General features: G+C 57.0%; 17 protein-coding genes. 12 read left to right on the top strand and 5 right to left on the bottom strand.

The features are described from left to right. Positions 1-77 precede the first annotated feature (77 nt). Genes BLW10_RS03990 through rluB form a run of 4 tightly spaced genes read left to right on the top strand, consistent with a single transcriptional unit; the run spans position 78 to position 3300 of the window. Positions 78-893, top strand: a complete 816-nt coding sequence (locus BLW10_RS03990; protein WP_091332544.1) for a segregation and condensation protein A — start codon at positions 78-80, stop codon at positions 891-893. 25 nt (positions 894-918) lie between these two features. Next, positions 919-1767: a restriction endonuclease gene (locus tag BLW10_RS14205; protein ID WP_091332506.1), complete on the top strand. Its 849-nt coding sequence runs from the start codon at positions 919-921 to the stop codon at positions 1765-1767. 55 nt (positions 1768-1822) lie between these two features. Then, entirely contained in the window at positions 1823-2401 is a 579-nt protein-coding gene (gene scpB / locus BLW10_RS03980; RefSeq protein ID WP_091332543.1) for an SMC-Scp complex subunit ScpB, read from the top strand. Further along, on the top strand, positions 2398-3300 hold the full coding sequence (gene rluB / locus BLW10_RS03975) for a 23S rRNA pseudouridine(2605) synthase RluB (RefSeq protein ID WP_091332505.1): 903 nt from the start codon (positions 2398-2400) through the stop codon (positions 3298-3300). The genes scpB and rluB overlap by 4 nt, the downstream gene beginning before the upstream one ends. On the opposite strand, the gene BLW10_RS03970 is transcribed toward rluB, so the two are convergent. Beyond that, positions 3297-4469, bottom strand: a complete 1173-nt coding sequence (locus tag BLW10_RS03970; RefSeq protein ID WP_245709076.1) for a serine hydrolase — start codon at positions 4467-4469, stop codon at positions 3297-3299. The genes rluB and BLW10_RS03970 overlap by 4 nt on opposite strands. Before the next feature lie 120 nt (positions 4470-4589). Here BLW10_RS03970 and BLW10_RS03965 point away from each other — a divergent pair, with 120 nt between their 5' ends. Next, on the top strand, positions 4590-4928 hold the full coding sequence (locus BLW10_RS03965) for a TusE/DsrC/DsvC family sulfur relay protein (RefSeq protein WP_091332503.1): 339 nt from the start codon (positions 4590-4592) through the stop codon (positions 4926-4928). 145 nt (positions 4929-5073) lie between these two features. Here the strand turns inward: BLW10_RS03965 and BLW10_RS03960 are convergent, their stop codons facing one another. Together BLW10_RS03960 and BLW10_RS03955 are read right to left on the bottom strand one after the other, a co-directional pair. Next, positions 5074-5991, bottom strand: coding sequence for a hypothetical protein (locus tag BLW10_RS03960; RefSeq protein ID WP_091332502.1), 918 nt, complete (start codon positions 5989-5991; stop codon positions 5074-5076). 158 nt (positions 5992-6149) lie between these two features. Continuing rightward, positions 6150-7136 (bottom strand): adenosine kinase, encoded by a 987-nt coding sequence (locus tag BLW10_RS03955; RefSeq protein ID WP_091332501.1) that lies wholly within the window; start codon positions 7134-7136, stop codon positions 6150-6152. 128 nt (positions 7137-7264) lie between these two features. Between BLW10_RS03955 and BLW10_RS03950 the strand changes: the two genes are divergently transcribed. After that, positions 7265-7732: a hypothetical protein gene (locus BLW10_RS03950; protein ID WP_091332500.1), complete on the top strand. Its 468-nt coding sequence runs from the start codon at positions 7265-7267 to the stop codon at positions 7730-7732. 66 nt (positions 7733-7798) lie between these two features. Here the strand turns inward: BLW10_RS03950 and adk are convergent, their stop codons facing one another. Together adk and BLW10_RS03940 are read right to left on the bottom strand one after the other, a co-directional pair. Continuing rightward, on the bottom strand, positions 7799-8458 hold the full coding sequence (adk, locus tag BLW10_RS03945; protein WP_091332499.1) for an adenylate kinase: 660 nt from the start codon (positions 8456-8458) through the stop codon (positions 7799-7801). 293 nt (positions 8459-8751) lie between these two features. After that, positions 8752-9450 (bottom strand): cytochrome b/b6 domain-containing protein, encoded by a 699-nt coding sequence (locus tag BLW10_RS03940; protein WP_091332498.1) that lies wholly within the window; start codon positions 9448-9450, stop codon positions 8752-8754. A gap of 95 nt (positions 9451-9545) precedes the next feature. On the opposite strand from BLW10_RS03940, the gene queC reads away from it, so the two are divergent. The 6 genes from queC to BLW10_RS03910 all read left to right on the top strand — a co-directional run bounded on the left by queC (position 9546) and on the right by BLW10_RS03910 (position 13442). After that, the gene (queC, locus tag BLW10_RS03935; RefSeq protein WP_091332497.1) at positions 9546-10253 is read left to right on the top strand and encodes a 7-cyano-7-deazaguanine synthase QueC; all 708 of its coding nucleotides are present in this window, start codon (positions 9546-9548) and stop codon (positions 10251-10253) included. Positions 10254-10264: 11 nt separating this feature from the next. Further along, positions 10265-11359: a 6-carboxytetrahydropterin synthase gene (locus BLW10_RS03930; RefSeq protein ID WP_091332496.1), complete on the top strand. Its 1095-nt coding sequence runs from the start codon at positions 10265-10267 to the stop codon at positions 11357-11359. Between the two features lie 41 nt (positions 11360-11400). Continuing rightward, positions 11401-12048: a 7-carboxy-7-deazaguanine synthase gene (gene queE, locus BLW10_RS03925; RefSeq protein ID WP_091332495.1), complete on the top strand. Its 648-nt coding sequence runs from the start codon at positions 11401-11403 to the stop codon at positions 12046-12048. Positions 12049-12322: 274 nt separating this feature from the next. After that, on the top strand, positions 12323-12457 hold the full coding sequence (gene pufB / locus BLW10_RS03920; protein WP_245709075.1) for a light-harvesting antenna LH1, beta subunit: 135 nt from the start codon (positions 12323-12325) through the stop codon (positions 12455-12457). Positions 12458-12493: 36 nt separating this feature from the next. Then, on the top strand, positions 12494-12652 hold the full coding sequence (gene pufA / locus BLW10_RS03915; protein WP_091332494.1) for a light-harvesting antenna LH1, alpha subunit: 159 nt from the start codon (positions 12494-12496) through the stop codon (positions 12650-12652). A 217-nt stretch (positions 12653-12869) separates the two neighbouring features. Further along, positions 12870-13442 carry a CDP-alcohol phosphatidyltransferase family protein gene (locus BLW10_RS03910; protein WP_091332493.1) on the top strand — a complete coding sequence of 191 codons (573 nt, stop codon included), beginning with the start codon at positions 12870-12872 and terminating at the stop codon, positions 13440-13442. Positions 13443-13467: the final 25 nt, after the last annotated feature.

The raw sequence follows: 13467 nt of genomic DNA, 5'->3' as shown, positions 1-13467 counted from the left end.
TAAATGATTTAAGCGGGCAGATCGGATTGAATGCCGAAGCTGTTGCGCTGCCTGCTGAAATAATCAATGCGCCGGATATGCCGGATGCGTCAGCAGCGGTGCCACCTGTGCCAGAATCGCCGTTGGCGATTGTGCAGGGCACACCGCTGTTGACGCTGCCGCTGGATTTATATATTCCGCCGGATGCGCTCGAAATTTGTCTCGAAACCTTTGAAGGGCCGCTTGATTTGTTGTTGTATCTGATTCGGCGGCAGAATTTGGATATTCTCGATATTCCGATTGCGCGGATTACCGATCAATATTTGGAATATGTCGAGTTGATGCGCGAATTGCGTCTCGAATTAGCCGCTGAGTATTTATTGATGGCGGCGATGCTGGCTGAGATTAAATCGCGCTTATTGCTGCCGCAGCCGCCGAGTACAACTGAAGGCGATGACGATCCGCGCAGCGATTTAATTCGCCGTTTGCAAGACTATGAGCGATTTAAGCAAGCAGCCGTGGATCTCGATGCCTTGCCACGTTTAGAGCGCGAGCATTTTACAGTTCATGCCGTGGTGCCGAGTGGCTTTATCAAGCGGCGACCGCCGGATGTTGAATTACCTGAGTTATTGCACGCTTTACGCGATGTGCTGGCACGCGCTGAGTTATTTACCCGCCATCACATTAAGCGTGAGCAGTTGTCATTGCGCGAGCGGATGTCGCAGGTATTAGAACGCTTGCAGAGCGGTGAGAGCGCGTGTTTGACGGAATTATTTGATCCGAGTGAAGGTCGTGCTGGGGTGGTGGTAACGTTTTTGGCGTTGTTGGAATTGATTAAATCGAGCATGCTGGAGTTAATCCAGTCTGATGCGTTTGCGCCGATTTATGTGCGGCGGCGTGAGTCAACACTATAACATTTTTAATATACGGAGATCTGTTATGGCCCGAAAGAAACGCAGCGCATTTGATGATATTGTTGAAATCATAGCGCGTTTGCCGTGGTGGGTGGGCTTACTATTAGCGGTTGTATCCTACTTTGGACTCCATGCTTTAACTATCACACCTCCATCCACTACGCCTGCAATACCTGGTCAAATAGGCGATATCATTGTCGCTCAGATGTTTTACATGATGGCGTTTTATGGTCAGTACCTGCTACCAGCTATTTTTACGGTCGGGGCGCTTGTCTCAATACTCCGTCGGCATAAGCGGACGCAACTTTATCAAAACGTATCACATGCACCCAATCAAAAGGCACTGGAACATTTAACTTGGCATGAATTTGAGCTATTGATCGGTGAGTGGTTTCGACATCAGGGCTATACCGTCGTCGAAACTGGAGGTGTTGGCGAACCGGATGGCGGCGTTGATTTGGTGCTGTCGAAGCAGAATCAGACTTATCTCGTGCAATGTAAGCACTGGAAGGCGGTTCAAGTTGGTGTCAATGTTGTACGTGAATTGATGGGTGTGATAGCCGTTCAGAATGCAACAGGTGGATTCGTTATCACCTCAGGGCGTTTTAGCGATGAGGCACGCCGTTTTGCCGATCAAGCACAGATCACGTTAATTGATGGCCACCAGCTTCGCAGGTTATTGCGCCAACACAGTAAGATTTCAACTATAAGTCCAGCAGCTCAGAATATTCCGGTATCACCCGAAACAGCGCCGATATGTCCCAAATGTGGGGCGACAATGGTACTGCGCACAGCGTCTAAAGGGGCTAATGCGGGGCGTTCATTCTGGGGATGCTCGCAATTTCCTGTATGTCGAGCGACACGTCCAATTTAAGGGTTTGCTATTGATAAACCCAAGCATATCTACAATCTTTTAGTATTCGATGCCAATGACCAATCAACCGCTAAAAACCATTATCGAAGGTGCGTTATTTGCGGCGGCTGGCCCATTGACGCTCGATCAATTACGGGCGCTATTTGATGAAGCGGAAGCGCCTGAGCGTAAAGCCATTCTCAGTGTTATTCAGGAATTGAGCGCCGATTATCACGGACGCGGCATCGAAATTACCGAAGTGGCCAGCGGTTATCGGGTGCAAGTACGCGCTACCGTTGCGCCCTGGGTTGCTCGGCTGTGGGATGATAAAGCGCCGCGTTATTCACGGGCATTATTAGAGACCTTAGCCTTGATTGCCTATCGTCAGCCAATCACACGCGGTGAAATTGAGGACATTCGCGGCGTGACAGTGAGCACGAATATTATTAAAACCCTAACCGAACGCGAATGGGTGCGCGTTGTCGGGCATCGTGATACTCCGGGTCGTCCGGCACTTTATGCGACAACCCGCGATTTTTTGGATTATTTCGGACTGCGCTCATTGAATGATTTGCCACCGTTGGCCGCGATCCGCGATCCCGAATCTTGGCTCAATAGCGCACCGCCACCTGAATTGATTGAGAATACACCATGAAACATGATCGACCGCCACCGCGTCAGCTTGGTTTAAATACGGCTCCGATTCGGCTCCAGAAATTATTAGCTGAAGCTGGTCTTGGCTCGCGCCGTCAAATTGAAGGCTGGATTAGCGAAGGCCGCGTGCGCGTCAATGGTCAATTGGCCAAACTCGGCGATCAGGCTACGCATGCTGACCGCATCCGTATTGATGGGCGCGAGGTGACACTAAAGCCCAAGCGCGACAGTGAAAGTCAGATTATTGTTTATCATAAACCCGAAGGTGAGATTGTCACGCGCCGCGATCCAGAAGAGCGGCAGACGGTTTTTCGGCGCTTGCCGCGCCCAAAACAAGGGCGCTGGATTGCGGTCGGGCGGCTCGATATTAATACCTCTGGATTGATTTTATTTACCACAGATGGCGAGCTGGCTAATCGCTTGATGCACCCATCACGCGAAGTTGAACGCGAATATGCGGTGCGGATTTTGGGCGGTGTGACACCAGAAGCACTGGAACACTTGACGACGGGGATCGAATTAGAAGACGGCCCGGCTAAATTCGACCGCGTGACCGATCAGGGCGGCAGTGGCGCGAATCATTGGTATCATGTTGTGTTACATGAAGGGCGCAATCGTGAGGTGCGGCGGCTATGGGAAGCGGCGGGCTGCACCGTGAGCCGTTTGATCCGCATTCGTTATGGCAGTGTGGAACTGGGGCGGCGGTTGTTTCCGGGCAACTGGCGACCGCTGACTGAAACCGAACGGGCGGAACTGATGGCGCTGGCGGGGTTGCGGGTGTTGGAGCGTCCACGCTTGCGGCGGGCGGCGAGTGCAGCAAAACCGGCGGTGCGCCGCCCCCAGCCCGACGGCGAGACACCGTCGCACGCGGGGCCGAAGTGGGGGCGGCGTCCGCGTTAACGGGCGGCGGTGGTGCGGCGGCTGGTGAGAATCCAGTCGCGCACCCGGTTCGAGTCGCCGACGGTGCTGAGTTTGCCGTCGGAACCTAAAAACACCATGTATAAACTGCGGTTGTCAATTCGCGCCCGCATCACCAGACAGCGCCCAGCTTCGTTGATAAAGCCGGTTTTGCTCACTTCGACCGTCCAGTCTGGACTGCGCACCAGCGGATTGGTGTTGCGATATTGCAGCGCCGTGCCGTCAGCAAAGGGGCGCAACGTCATCTCGCCGCGTGAGGTGGTTTCGCGGATCAGCGGATAATTTGAGGCGGCCCGCACCATCTTGACCAAATCTTCAGCCGTGGAGCGGTTGCGCGGATCAAGACCCGATGAATCAACAAATTGCGTGTTGTGCATTCCGAGCGAGCGGGCTTTGCGGTTCATGGCTTGCACAAACTCAGTTGTACCGCCACGGAAGGTGGTGCGACCGAGCGCATGAGCGGCGCGATTATCCGACGACATCAGCGCGACCATAATCATTTCACGCCGCGATAGCACGGTATCGTTGATACGCAACCGTGAGCGGCTGTTTTTTAAGCGGTCGCGATCCTCTTCGATAATCCGAATATCATTTTTCAGCGAAACGCCGGTATCCAGCACGACCATTGCCGTCATCAGTTTGGTTACAGAGGCAATCGGGCGGACGGCGCGGGCATTTTTGGAATACAGCACCGCGCCGCGTTCGTCGGCGATCAGCGCACTGGCCGAATGCAAATTCAGTGCGGCGCGATTCAGTCCGCTCCATTCGTTGCTTTGGCTGCTGCGCGATTGCCAGCCATCGGCTGTGCCCTCAAACTCGCGCCAATCGTAGCCGGACTGACTGGCCGGAACTGTGGCGTTGACATAGGGTTTGGTGGGGGGCGGCGTGCGGGTTGCTGTTGCGCGTGCGGAAGCGGGGGGGGCTTGATTGCTGGCGCAGGCTCCACTCGTCAGGACGATGGGACTCAAACACAGCAAAACGGCCAACAAGCGCACGGCTCGCCGTGATGGGCCGGTGGGGCGGCGGGGGACGGTGAACCAGGGCATGACGGTGAAGACTCTCAAAGCAGTTTGAATTAAATGGCGATTATTGCATAGGGCGTTGAGATCGGGGGCGGTGGTGGCGCTGGCGCTGGCGAGCGATGCTGACACCCAGATGACGCCGTGCCGCGAACATCATAAAATCCGAATGTTCTGAATTGATAACGGCCCAGCGTGCCGCTATCTAGGCCACTCGCAAACATTCTGAAGCTATTGAGGGAGGATGATCACATGGCCATCGAGGTCAACGGCCGCACCATCGCCACAACTGATACTGGTTATCTGGACAATCACGCCGATTGGGACGAAGCGGTCGCACGCAAGCTCGCCGAGATCGAGGGCATCGAGCTGACTGACAAGCACTGGGATGTCATCAACTATCTGCGTGATGAATACATCAACAACGGTCAGAATCAGCCGATGGAGCGCGTATTGCTCAAGGACATGGGCAAGATGTGGGGCACCAAGCCCACTAGTAAAGATCTGTATCAGCTCTTCCCGCTTGCGCCTACCAAGCAGGGCACCAAGATCGCTGGACTGCCCGCCGTGAAGCGCAAAGGCGGTTATTAAGATCATCAGTCTTGCGCGAAAAACCCCGTCTTTTGGGACGGGGAGGGAGAGCGCACGGCGGAGCCGTGAGGCTCTGCCCTGACGGGCCGCGTAACGGACGACGCCTCACGGCGTGGTCGCTCCGTGCCGCCAAACAGACCGCGATTTAGCGCATGTCTAATGCAAGTTCGAATGCTTGGCCGCTTCCGTTATTTAAACCAAAGGGGCCATCATCGAGTTGATGGAGATAGGGATAGGGCGGCTCCAGCACCCAGCCGCGAAACGGCAGATCGAGACTGCCTGCTAACTGACGCGGCGGCCCATCAGCAGCCACCTCAACCACCCATACCCGCAACCGTCCGAGTCGATTATGCGGGTCTTCAAGCCGCGTCTGCGCCGCCCACACGGGCAGATTGTCCTGCCACGCCGCCCGTCGTGCCGTCGTCGGTTGCACGGTCGCGGCCAAGCCGAGCAACAAGAGCATTTTGTACTCAGCTTCGTACTCAAAATCAGCGGCTGGCGGTGCTGGCGCGTCCAGATCCCAGAGCGCATTCGGGCGGCGCTGCGTCAGATACCCATACAATTCGTGCAGATCGCGCCAGGTTCCCGCCGCCAACGGCGTCTGCCACTGCAACGCATAGCGCAGTTGCCGCCCAGCGAAACGCAACAGATTGCGGATCAACCACAGCCGCTGCTGGTGTTGACGCGCATTGGGCAGCGGATGCGATTTATCGAGCTGATGCAGCGCCTGATCGAGGTTGACGAACATCAGCCGCAACAGCCGTTGCTCCATCGTCACACCGGCGCTCGGATCGGCAACACGCGGCTTCGGCAATCCAGCGCAGGTCTTGAGCAGCGGAGTTTTTAAGAGCGACAGAATTGCGATTCGCCGACTCGCCGTGAGATCGGTTTTGCGCAGATTTTCGAGCGTGACAACCAGCGTTGGGCCAGCGTGCCGCACACCGCGTATTTTGAGGCCATCCAGCCAATCGCGGAGCGCGTCGAGATCTGTATCAAAACGCGGGCGCGTGTATGCGCGGATGGTCAAGGCCGAGGGGCGCGACGGGGCATCAAAACTGAGCATGGGCGTCCTCCTGTCACGCACACGCCTCAGATGAGCGACGCGGGCGGCGGTGCGCGGGATGGTAATATTTGACTGAAATGCTAACTTGATTTGACTGGATAATCTGTCGAGTGCATCGCAGTTTAATCACGTCGTCCGCTCGCGCCGCGCCGAATCAACTACACGCGGTCGAGAATGGCGCGTGTTGCCGCTGCGGTCATGCGCGGCCCGAGTGCCGTGACTAACTGAGCAGCGGCGGCAGCAGCGAGCTTCCCAGCGCGTTGATGACTCCAACCCTGGCTGAGTCCATAGAGAAACGCACCGGCGAACATATCGCCCGCACCAACGGTATCCACCGCTTCGACCTGAACCGGCGCAATCTCAATCAGGGCTTGACCATCCCAGACGAGCGCCCCCTCTGGGCCACGGGTGATAGCGAACTGGCGGGCGAGGGTTTTGAGATAATCGACGGCCTGCTGTAGATCGTCGGAACCGGCCATGCCCATCGCCTCAAATTCATTGGCAAACAGCAGATCGACGCCGGAGCCGATCATCTCCAACAGTCCCGCCTTGAAGAATTTGACCATATTCGGATCTGACAGCGAGATCGCTGTTTTGACCCCGGCGCTCTCGGCGATGCGCTTGGCTGCTATCGACGCCGCCCGCGCCGTGTCCGAGGTGACCAGATAGCCTTCGGTGTAAAACCAATCCGAGTCGCACAACGCTTCGATGACCAGCTCCGTAGTCGAGAGATTGCCGCTGACGCCGAGAAATGTACACATTGTCCGGTCGCTATCGGGCGTCACCAGCACCAAGCAACGTCCGGTGTGGCCTGGGTCTTTTTCGGTGTGATGATTGGTGTCAACGCCGCCCTCGATCAAATCCTGCATATAAAAATGTCCGAGATCGTCATCGGCGACCTTGCAGGAATAAAAGCTTTTGCCGCCAAACTGACTCAAAGCGATGATCGAGTTAGCCGCCGAGCCGCCCGAGGCACGCTGATGCGGATGCTCCTGCAAATGCCGCATCAGGCTCAACTGTTGGTGTTCATCAACCAGCGTCATCACGCCCTTGTCGATGCCGAGCTGGTTGAGATCCTCGAACGTGACTGAATAGTCCATGTCAACTAACGCATTGCCGATGCCGTAGAGGTGATATTTCGCCATTGATGGTTCCATGCGTAAGCAAAAAAGTGGACTATTGTACCGAATCCTGAAGTAATCGCGCCGCTGGGGGTCTGGCGGTGTTTGACTGGTTGACGGTTTGATGTGGAGCGGCGTGTGGCGCAAGACTGATGAAACGCAAGATGAATTTACTGTTGATTATCGGGTTGGTCGGCACCCCGATTGCTGGAACACAGTTTGGTATCGACTATGGTCGCGCCATCTGGGGCGAGACGCAGATTTGGTGGACGCCGCAGCAACTGGCGCTGCCATTGGAGCAAACGAGCAATCAGTTTCAGATTCTGCTCGACAATGAGCCGCTCGCCAATCACTTGACGCGCAACTCGCTTACGGCGCTCGGTGCGGAAGGGCTGGCGTATTTTGTGACGCCGGAGATGGTGCGGGTGCGGCTGAATAATTGGCCGCAGGTGCAGGCGGGAATGTTGCACATGGCGGTATATTCGGCGCTGGCGCTTGGGGTGTCGCTGACGTGCTTGATTGTCGGGGCACTGGAGTTTTTCCGGCACGCACCCGCACCGCGTCAGCGTGCGTCGGAATTGCCGACCCTGCGTTCGAGTCGGCGGCGGAGTGGCGGCTGACGGCTTCTGGCTTTTTTGGTCACGAAGCTCCAGCTTCGTGACCTTTGATCCTGAGCGCGAATCTGCTTAGAGTGCGGTCAGTCCGTTGATAATCTGGTCACGAATCGCTTCCACCTGCCCGATGCCGTGAATTTTGAGGTAACGCGGTGCGCCTTCCCCGCCCTGCGCGGCCCAAGCTGAGTAATAACCAATCAGCGGCTCGGTTTGATCGTGGTAGACCTGAAGCCGTGCTGTAACGGTTTCTTCGCGGTCATCGTCGCGCTGAATCAGTGGCTCGCCGGTCTCGTCATCGACGCCCGCAACTTTGGGCGGATTGAACACGACATGATAGGTACGACCCGAAGTTAGATGCACCCGCCGCCCAGACATGCGCTGGATAATCTCGGCATCGGGCACGTCGATTTCGACCACTGCGTCGATATGAATACCGGCATCTTTGAGCGCATCGGCCTGCGCGAGCGTGCGCGGAAAACCGTCGAACAGGAAGCCGTTGGCGCAATCAGCTTCGGTAATCCGCGCCTTGACCATACCGATGATGATGTCATCGGAGACCAGTCCGCCTTCATCCATGATCTTTTTTGCGGCTAGACCCAGCTCAGTGCCTTGCTTGACGTGGGCGCGTAGCATGTCGCCGGTCGAGATCTGCGGGATGTTGAAGTGCGCCTTGATAAAACCGGCCTGAGTACCTTTACCCGCGCCCGGGCCACCGAGCAGGATGATGCGCATGTCTATGTCTCCTCAATCAAAAACTGGAATCTGCGAACGCTCAATCCGACGCAGTATGCCACGCTCGTGCGCCGTGCGACCACTTCAATCAGTCACAGCGATGCCGCCAAAGCATTGAGCAATCATCAGTTTTGTATATCTCAATGTTTGATAGAAAAAACGGGCATCCGCAGTCAGGTCGCTACGAAACTTGGATTAAAGAGAGTGGGTGTTATATTAACGGTTTAGTGGACGGATAAGCCAAGCATGAACCGAGGCCAAATCCGTCACGGTGAAATTCCAATTTATCACGCTCACCAATCCGGCACGCTCTCGGCAGGCGGGGGCGGTGGAGGGGGTGGTAGCAATCCGCCCTGCGCGATCCAGACCGCTCCGGCAGCGATGACCAACGCCAGCAACAGCGCCAGCGGCCCGCCGCCACGCGCTGAATAGGCCAGTGGCTCGCGGGTGAGCTTGTAGCCGACGAGCATCGGGCGGAGCAGATTGTCACGGCGCACCCAGGTATAAAACAGGGTCGCCAACACATGCAGGACGATCATGCCGCCAAGCAGCCAGATTGCCTGGCGATGCAGCCCACTGAGCCACAGGCTGGTCTCACTGGAGACCCATGATTTGAGCGGCCCGGCAAACGCAATATCATCGGTCGCAAACAGTCCGCTCAGGCTTTGCAACAGCAGCAACCCCAAGAGCGCCAGCACCGACAGTGCGCCGAGCGGATTATGCCCCATGCCGTGCCAGCGTCCGCGCAGATAGCTCAGAATCGTCTGTGGGCCGCGCACAAATTGACTAAAGCGTGCATAGGTCGAACCGACGACGCCCCAGACGAGACGAAATACGAGCAGCCCCAAAATGGCCAATCCGATCCAGCCATGCCAGTCGATCCACGCGCCGCCGGTCAAGCCGGTAAGAAATGCCAGCGCCACCAGCACCACCAGCAACCAATGAACCAAACGAGTCGGCAGATCCCAGAGTGTGATTCGATGTTCCTGCATCAGTCTTGTACCAGTACGAAAAAGAGAGCAGTCGCCACAGTGTCGCCGAATCCATCACGGAACGCTACGTTGCTATCTGTGTCGGGGGTAGAACAATGAAGCCAGCAGTGGTGCTGTTAAGCGGCGGGCTGGATTCGACTACCGTGCTCGCCCTCGCTCGTGCTCAGGGATTTACACCCTATGCGCTATCGTTTCGCTATGGTCAGCGGCACGCGGTCGAACTAGAGGCCGCCGCTCGCGTCGCTGCCGCGCTGGGCGTGGCCGAGCATGTGATTGCCGAGATCGATCTGCGGCGGTTCGGTGGTTCGGCGCTGACCGCCGAGCTTGCGGTACCAAAAGGGCGCGAGTTATCCGAGCTTTCCACCGCGTCAGCAGCGATTCCGATTACCTATGTTCCGGCGCGGAATACCGTTTTTTTGTCTTTTGCGCTGGCGTGGGCGGAAGTGCTGGATGCCGCCGATCTGTTCATTGGGGTCAATGCGCTCGATTATTCCGGGTATCCTGACTGTCGCCCGGACTATATCGCCGCGTTTGAGACGCTGGCCAATCTCGCCACTGCTGCCGGTGTTGAAGGACGGCAGCGTTATCGGATTCATGCCCCATTGATCGAGATGAGCAAGGCCGAAATCATCCGCAACGGGCTGGCACTCGGCGTCGATTATGCGCTCACCAGCAGTTGCTATGACCCTGGCCCCATCGGTCAGCCGTGCGGCGCGTGCGATTCGTGTCAACTGCGGGCTAAAGGTTTCGCTGAAGCGGGGGTCGTCGATCCGCTGCTGGCGCGATATGAAACCGATCTGTGATAGCTAACATCATGAATACGCACTTATTTTATCTCGCCGCTGTTCCCTTTGAAGCAGCGCGTCAGGTCGCCAGTCTGCCCGACGGCCATCGCGGTCGGCGGCGACATGGACACGGCTTTGTGGCGCGAGTCCGGGCCGCACTGCCCGCTGACTGGGCCAGCTTTGCCGGCGCTGAAACCGACGCGCTCCGCGAGGCGCTCGCCGCGTGCATCGCGCCGCTGGATTATCAAGACCTCAACACGCTGTTGCCGATCCCGACGGATGAAAACCTCGCCCGCTGGGTACGCGAGCGGCTTGCCGTGCCCGGCATTGCCTCCATCGGCATTCAGAGCACCCGCGATCAGGGCGCAGATCTGGATGGTCAAGAGCAGATTCATCTCTGGCGGCGCTTTCGCTTTGAATCCGCGCATCGCCTGCCGAATGTCCCTGCTGGACATCCCTGCGGGCGGATGCACGGTCACGGGTTTGAGGTTATTGTCCATGCCAATCAGGATGTCGCTGGGCAGGATATGGGCCTTGATTGCGACCGCCTCGCCGCGCTCTGGGCACCGCTGCATGAGGCATTGCATCAGATCTGCTTGAATGACATCGCCGGATTGGAGAATCCGACCAGCGAACTGCTGGCGCGATGGATTTGGACGCGATTAAAACCTGAACTGGCGGCGCTGTCTTGGGTGACCGTGTACGAGACGGCGACAGCCGGTTGTCATTTCGACGGCCAGCACTATCGCATCTGGAAAGAGCAACACTTCGAGGCCGCACTGCGATTGGCGCACGCGCCCGAGGGTGATACGCGGCGGCGGCTGCATGGTCACAGCTATTTATTGCGCCTGCATCTGACTGCGCCGCTCGATCAGGTGCTCGGCTGGACAGTCGATTACGGCGATGTCAAACGGCTGTTCCAACCGCTCTACAAACGGCTCGATCATCATCCGCTCGACGCGCTCGACGGACTCACCAGCGCCGATCCCGCGAGTCTAACCCGTTGGATCCGCGAGCGCATCGGCGCCGAACTGCCCGAGCTGGATCGCATCGACCTACACCCAACCCCCGGCTGTGGGGCCGCACTGTGTTGGGGGGAACTCGGCCCGGCGCTGCCGACCTGAGCGCCAGCGCCTACACCTACATGCAAGCAGATAGACGCGCTATGGCCTATTGGATCAAAGAATGCTTTTACAGCCTGCAAGGTGAAGGTGCACAGAGCGGTCGGGCAGCGGTGTTTTGTCGCTTCAGCGGCTGCAACCTTTGGTCAGGTCGTGAACAGGATCGTGCCCGCGCACGGTGTCCATTCTGCGATACCGATTTTCGCGGCACTGATGGCAGCGATGGTGGACGCTATGCCAGCGCCGCCGCCCTAGCAGACCGACTCTGGGCACTGTGGACGGCTGGAGCCGATACCAGCGGTCAACCTTATGTTGTCTGTACCGGCGGCGAGCCGCTGCTACAACTCGATGCGCCGCTGATTGACGCGCTGCATCGGCACGGCTTCACGGTCGCGGTCGAGACCAACGGCACCCGCCCGATTCGGTCTGATTTGCAGCTTGATTGGATCTGCGTCAGCCCCAAAGCGGGTGCGCCGCTGCGCGTGACAGCGGGCGATGAACTCAAGCTGGTTTATCCGCAAGCTGGACTCGATCCGACATCATTCGCCGCGCTAGATTTTCGGCAGTTTTGGCTGCAACCCTGCGACGGACCACAACACGCGGCGCACACCCAACTTGCGCTTGACTATTGTCTCGCGCATCCGCGCTGGCGCTTGAGCCTGCAAACACACAAGCTGTTGGGGATTCGCTGAATTTTTGTAAATTTCTATTGACATTAGATGGTGTCAAGCTAAGATGACACCTGTCGTACAGCGGAATCCTTGAGCCATGTGCACACGCTGATGCGTGTGAACAGCGTGCTGATAAACAAGCATTAGCAGACATAAAAGTATTTCTTTCGGAGTTATCAACGCAGTGGCTGAACAAAAAAAACCGGCTGCCCCAGTCGCTAACCCGGCCAAAGTTGTCGGCACCAGCAACAGCAGCTCTAACAGCAGCGCCAAACCCACAATGGAGACTCAGTCCATGTCCAGTCTTTCCGGTCTGACCGAACAGCAAGCCAAAGAATTCCACGAGCAGTTCAAAGTGACCTACACCGCATTCGTCGGTCTGGCCGCTCTGGCTCACCTGTTCGTGATTGCCGCCAATCCTTGGTGGTAAACCAGTCTTATAACCTTCTGTACAGAGGTCAATGCAATGAGCAACGTCGCAAAGCCGCGTAATCCTGAAGACGATTGGAAGATCTGGCTGGTTGTCAATCCGTCAACTTGGCTGATGCCCATTTTCTATGCACTGCTGGTGCTGGCTATCGCCGTCCACGCGGTTGTCTTCGCAGTCGGTCTCGGCTGGCAATAAGACGCCCGCGTCTCGACGGTTCCCATCGCCCCGGCGAGCGGCCGGTCGAGAGCAGGTCAAAACGGCACTGATAGCACAAGCTATCGGTGCCGTTTGCGTTTTGGGGCTGCGAAACAGTTAGGTGAAATAACCGAATTACTCAATACAGCCCCAGTATGACGGCACTGTTGTGTTAGCGTTACGCACATCCTGCAATAAAAGTAGCTGAAATTGGTCGATGAGCGTCCTTAAACCCAGTGATATTCCGAATATTATCAGCATCTTGCGATTGATTGCCGTCATTCCGGTGGTCTATCTGCTGGTGGTGCATGAATTTGGCTGGGCGTTGGTGCTGTTTGCAGCGGCGGGGATTTCCGATGGTCTCGATGGCTTTTTAGCCAAGCATTACGGCTGGCAAAGTCGCCTCGGCGGTCTGCTCGATCCGCTGGCCGATAAAACGCTGCTGGTGTGCTGTTTTTTGGTGTTGGGCGCACACGATCTCATCCCATTATGGCTGGCGCTGGCGGTGATTTTCCGCGATCTGTTAATCGTCAGCGGCGCGTTGCTCTATAACTATCGCATCGCTGAGGTTGAGGCCGCGCCGATTTTGATGAGCAAGATCAACACAGCGTTGCAAATTTTGCTCGTCGTGCTGGTGATTCTCAACGCGGGCTGGCTGCCGCTCCCCGAGGAGTTGATTACGGCTTTAATCTGGGGTTGTTTGTTTACGGTGGTGGTGAGCGGGGCGCAGTATGTTTGGATTTGGAGCCGCAAGGCACTGGCCGAGCGCCGGGCGTCGCGCTCGGAGTGAGCGCCATGCCGCCCGATGTTCCCGA

Source organism: Allochromatium warmingii (assembly GCF_900107145.1).
Lineage (GTDB): Bacteria > Pseudomonadota > Gammaproteobacteria > Chromatiales > Chromatiaceae > Thermochromatium > Thermochromatium warmingii.
Note: the sequence above shows the minus strand (reverse complement) of the source record. Positions and strands in the feature narration are given on the sequence as shown.

What these genes read in the sequence shown, in the direction of transcription:
- BLW10_RS03960 (WP_091332502.1), bottom strand. Translation starts at nt 5,991, where the DNA reads ATGCTCAGTTTTGATGCCCCGTCGCGCCCCTCGGCCTTGACCATCCGC.
- queE (WP_091332495.1), top strand. Translation starts at nt 11,401, where the DNA reads ATGGCCTATTGGATCAAAGAATGCTTTTACAGCCTGCAAGGTGAAGGT.
- pufA (WP_091332494.1), top strand. Translation starts at nt 12,494, where the DNA reads ATGAGCAACGTCGCAAAGCCGCGTAATCCTGAAGACGATTGGAAGATC.
- BLW10_RS03950 (WP_091332500.1), top strand. Translation starts at nt 7,265, where the DNA reads ATGAAACGCAAGATGAATTTACTGTTGATTATCGGGTTGGTCGGCACC.
- scpB (WP_091332543.1), top strand. Translation starts at nt 1,823, where the DNA reads ATGACCAATCAACCGCTAAAAACCATTATCGAAGGTGCGTTATTTGCG.
- BLW10_RS03930 (WP_091332496.1), top strand. Translation starts at nt 10,265, where the DNA reads ATGAATACGCACTTATTTTATCTCGCCGCTGTTCCCTTTGAAGCAGCG.
- BLW10_RS03940 (WP_091332498.1), bottom strand. Translation starts at nt 9,450, where the DNA reads ATGCAGGAACATCGAATCACACTCTGGGATCTGCCGACTCGTTTGGTT.
- adk (WP_091332499.1), bottom strand. Translation starts at nt 8,458, where the DNA reads ATGCGCATCATCCTGCTCGGTGGCCCGGGCGCGGGTAAAGGTACTCAG.
- BLW10_RS03955 (WP_091332501.1), bottom strand. Translation starts at nt 7,136, where the DNA reads ATGGCGAAATATCACCTCTACGGCATCGGCAATGCGTTAGTTGACATG.
- pufB (WP_245709075.1), top strand. Translation starts at nt 12,323, where the DNA reads ATGTCCAGTCTTTCCGGTCTGACCGAACAGCAAGCCAAAGAATTCCAC.
- BLW10_RS03910 (WP_091332493.1), top strand. Translation starts at nt 12,870, where the DNA reads ATGAGCGTCCTTAAACCCAGTGATATTCCGAATATTATCAGCATCTTG.
- rluB (WP_091332505.1), top strand. Translation starts at nt 2,398, where the DNA reads ATGAAACATGATCGACCGCCACCGCGTCAGCTTGGTTTAAATACGGCT.
- BLW10_RS03990 (WP_091332544.1), top strand. Translation starts at nt 78, where the DNA reads ATGCCGGATGCGTCAGCAGCGGTGCCACCTGTGCCAGAATCGCCGTTG.
- BLW10_RS14205 (WP_091332506.1), top strand. Translation starts at nt 919, where the DNA reads ATGGCCCGAAAGAAACGCAGCGCATTTGATGATATTGTTGAAATCATA.
- queC (WP_091332497.1), top strand. Translation starts at nt 9,546, where the DNA reads ATGAAGCCAGCAGTGGTGCTGTTAAGCGGCGGGCTGGATTCGACTACC.
- BLW10_RS03965 (WP_091332503.1), top strand. Translation starts at nt 4,590, where the DNA reads ATGGCCATCGAGGTCAACGGCCGCACCATCGCCACAACTGATACTGGT.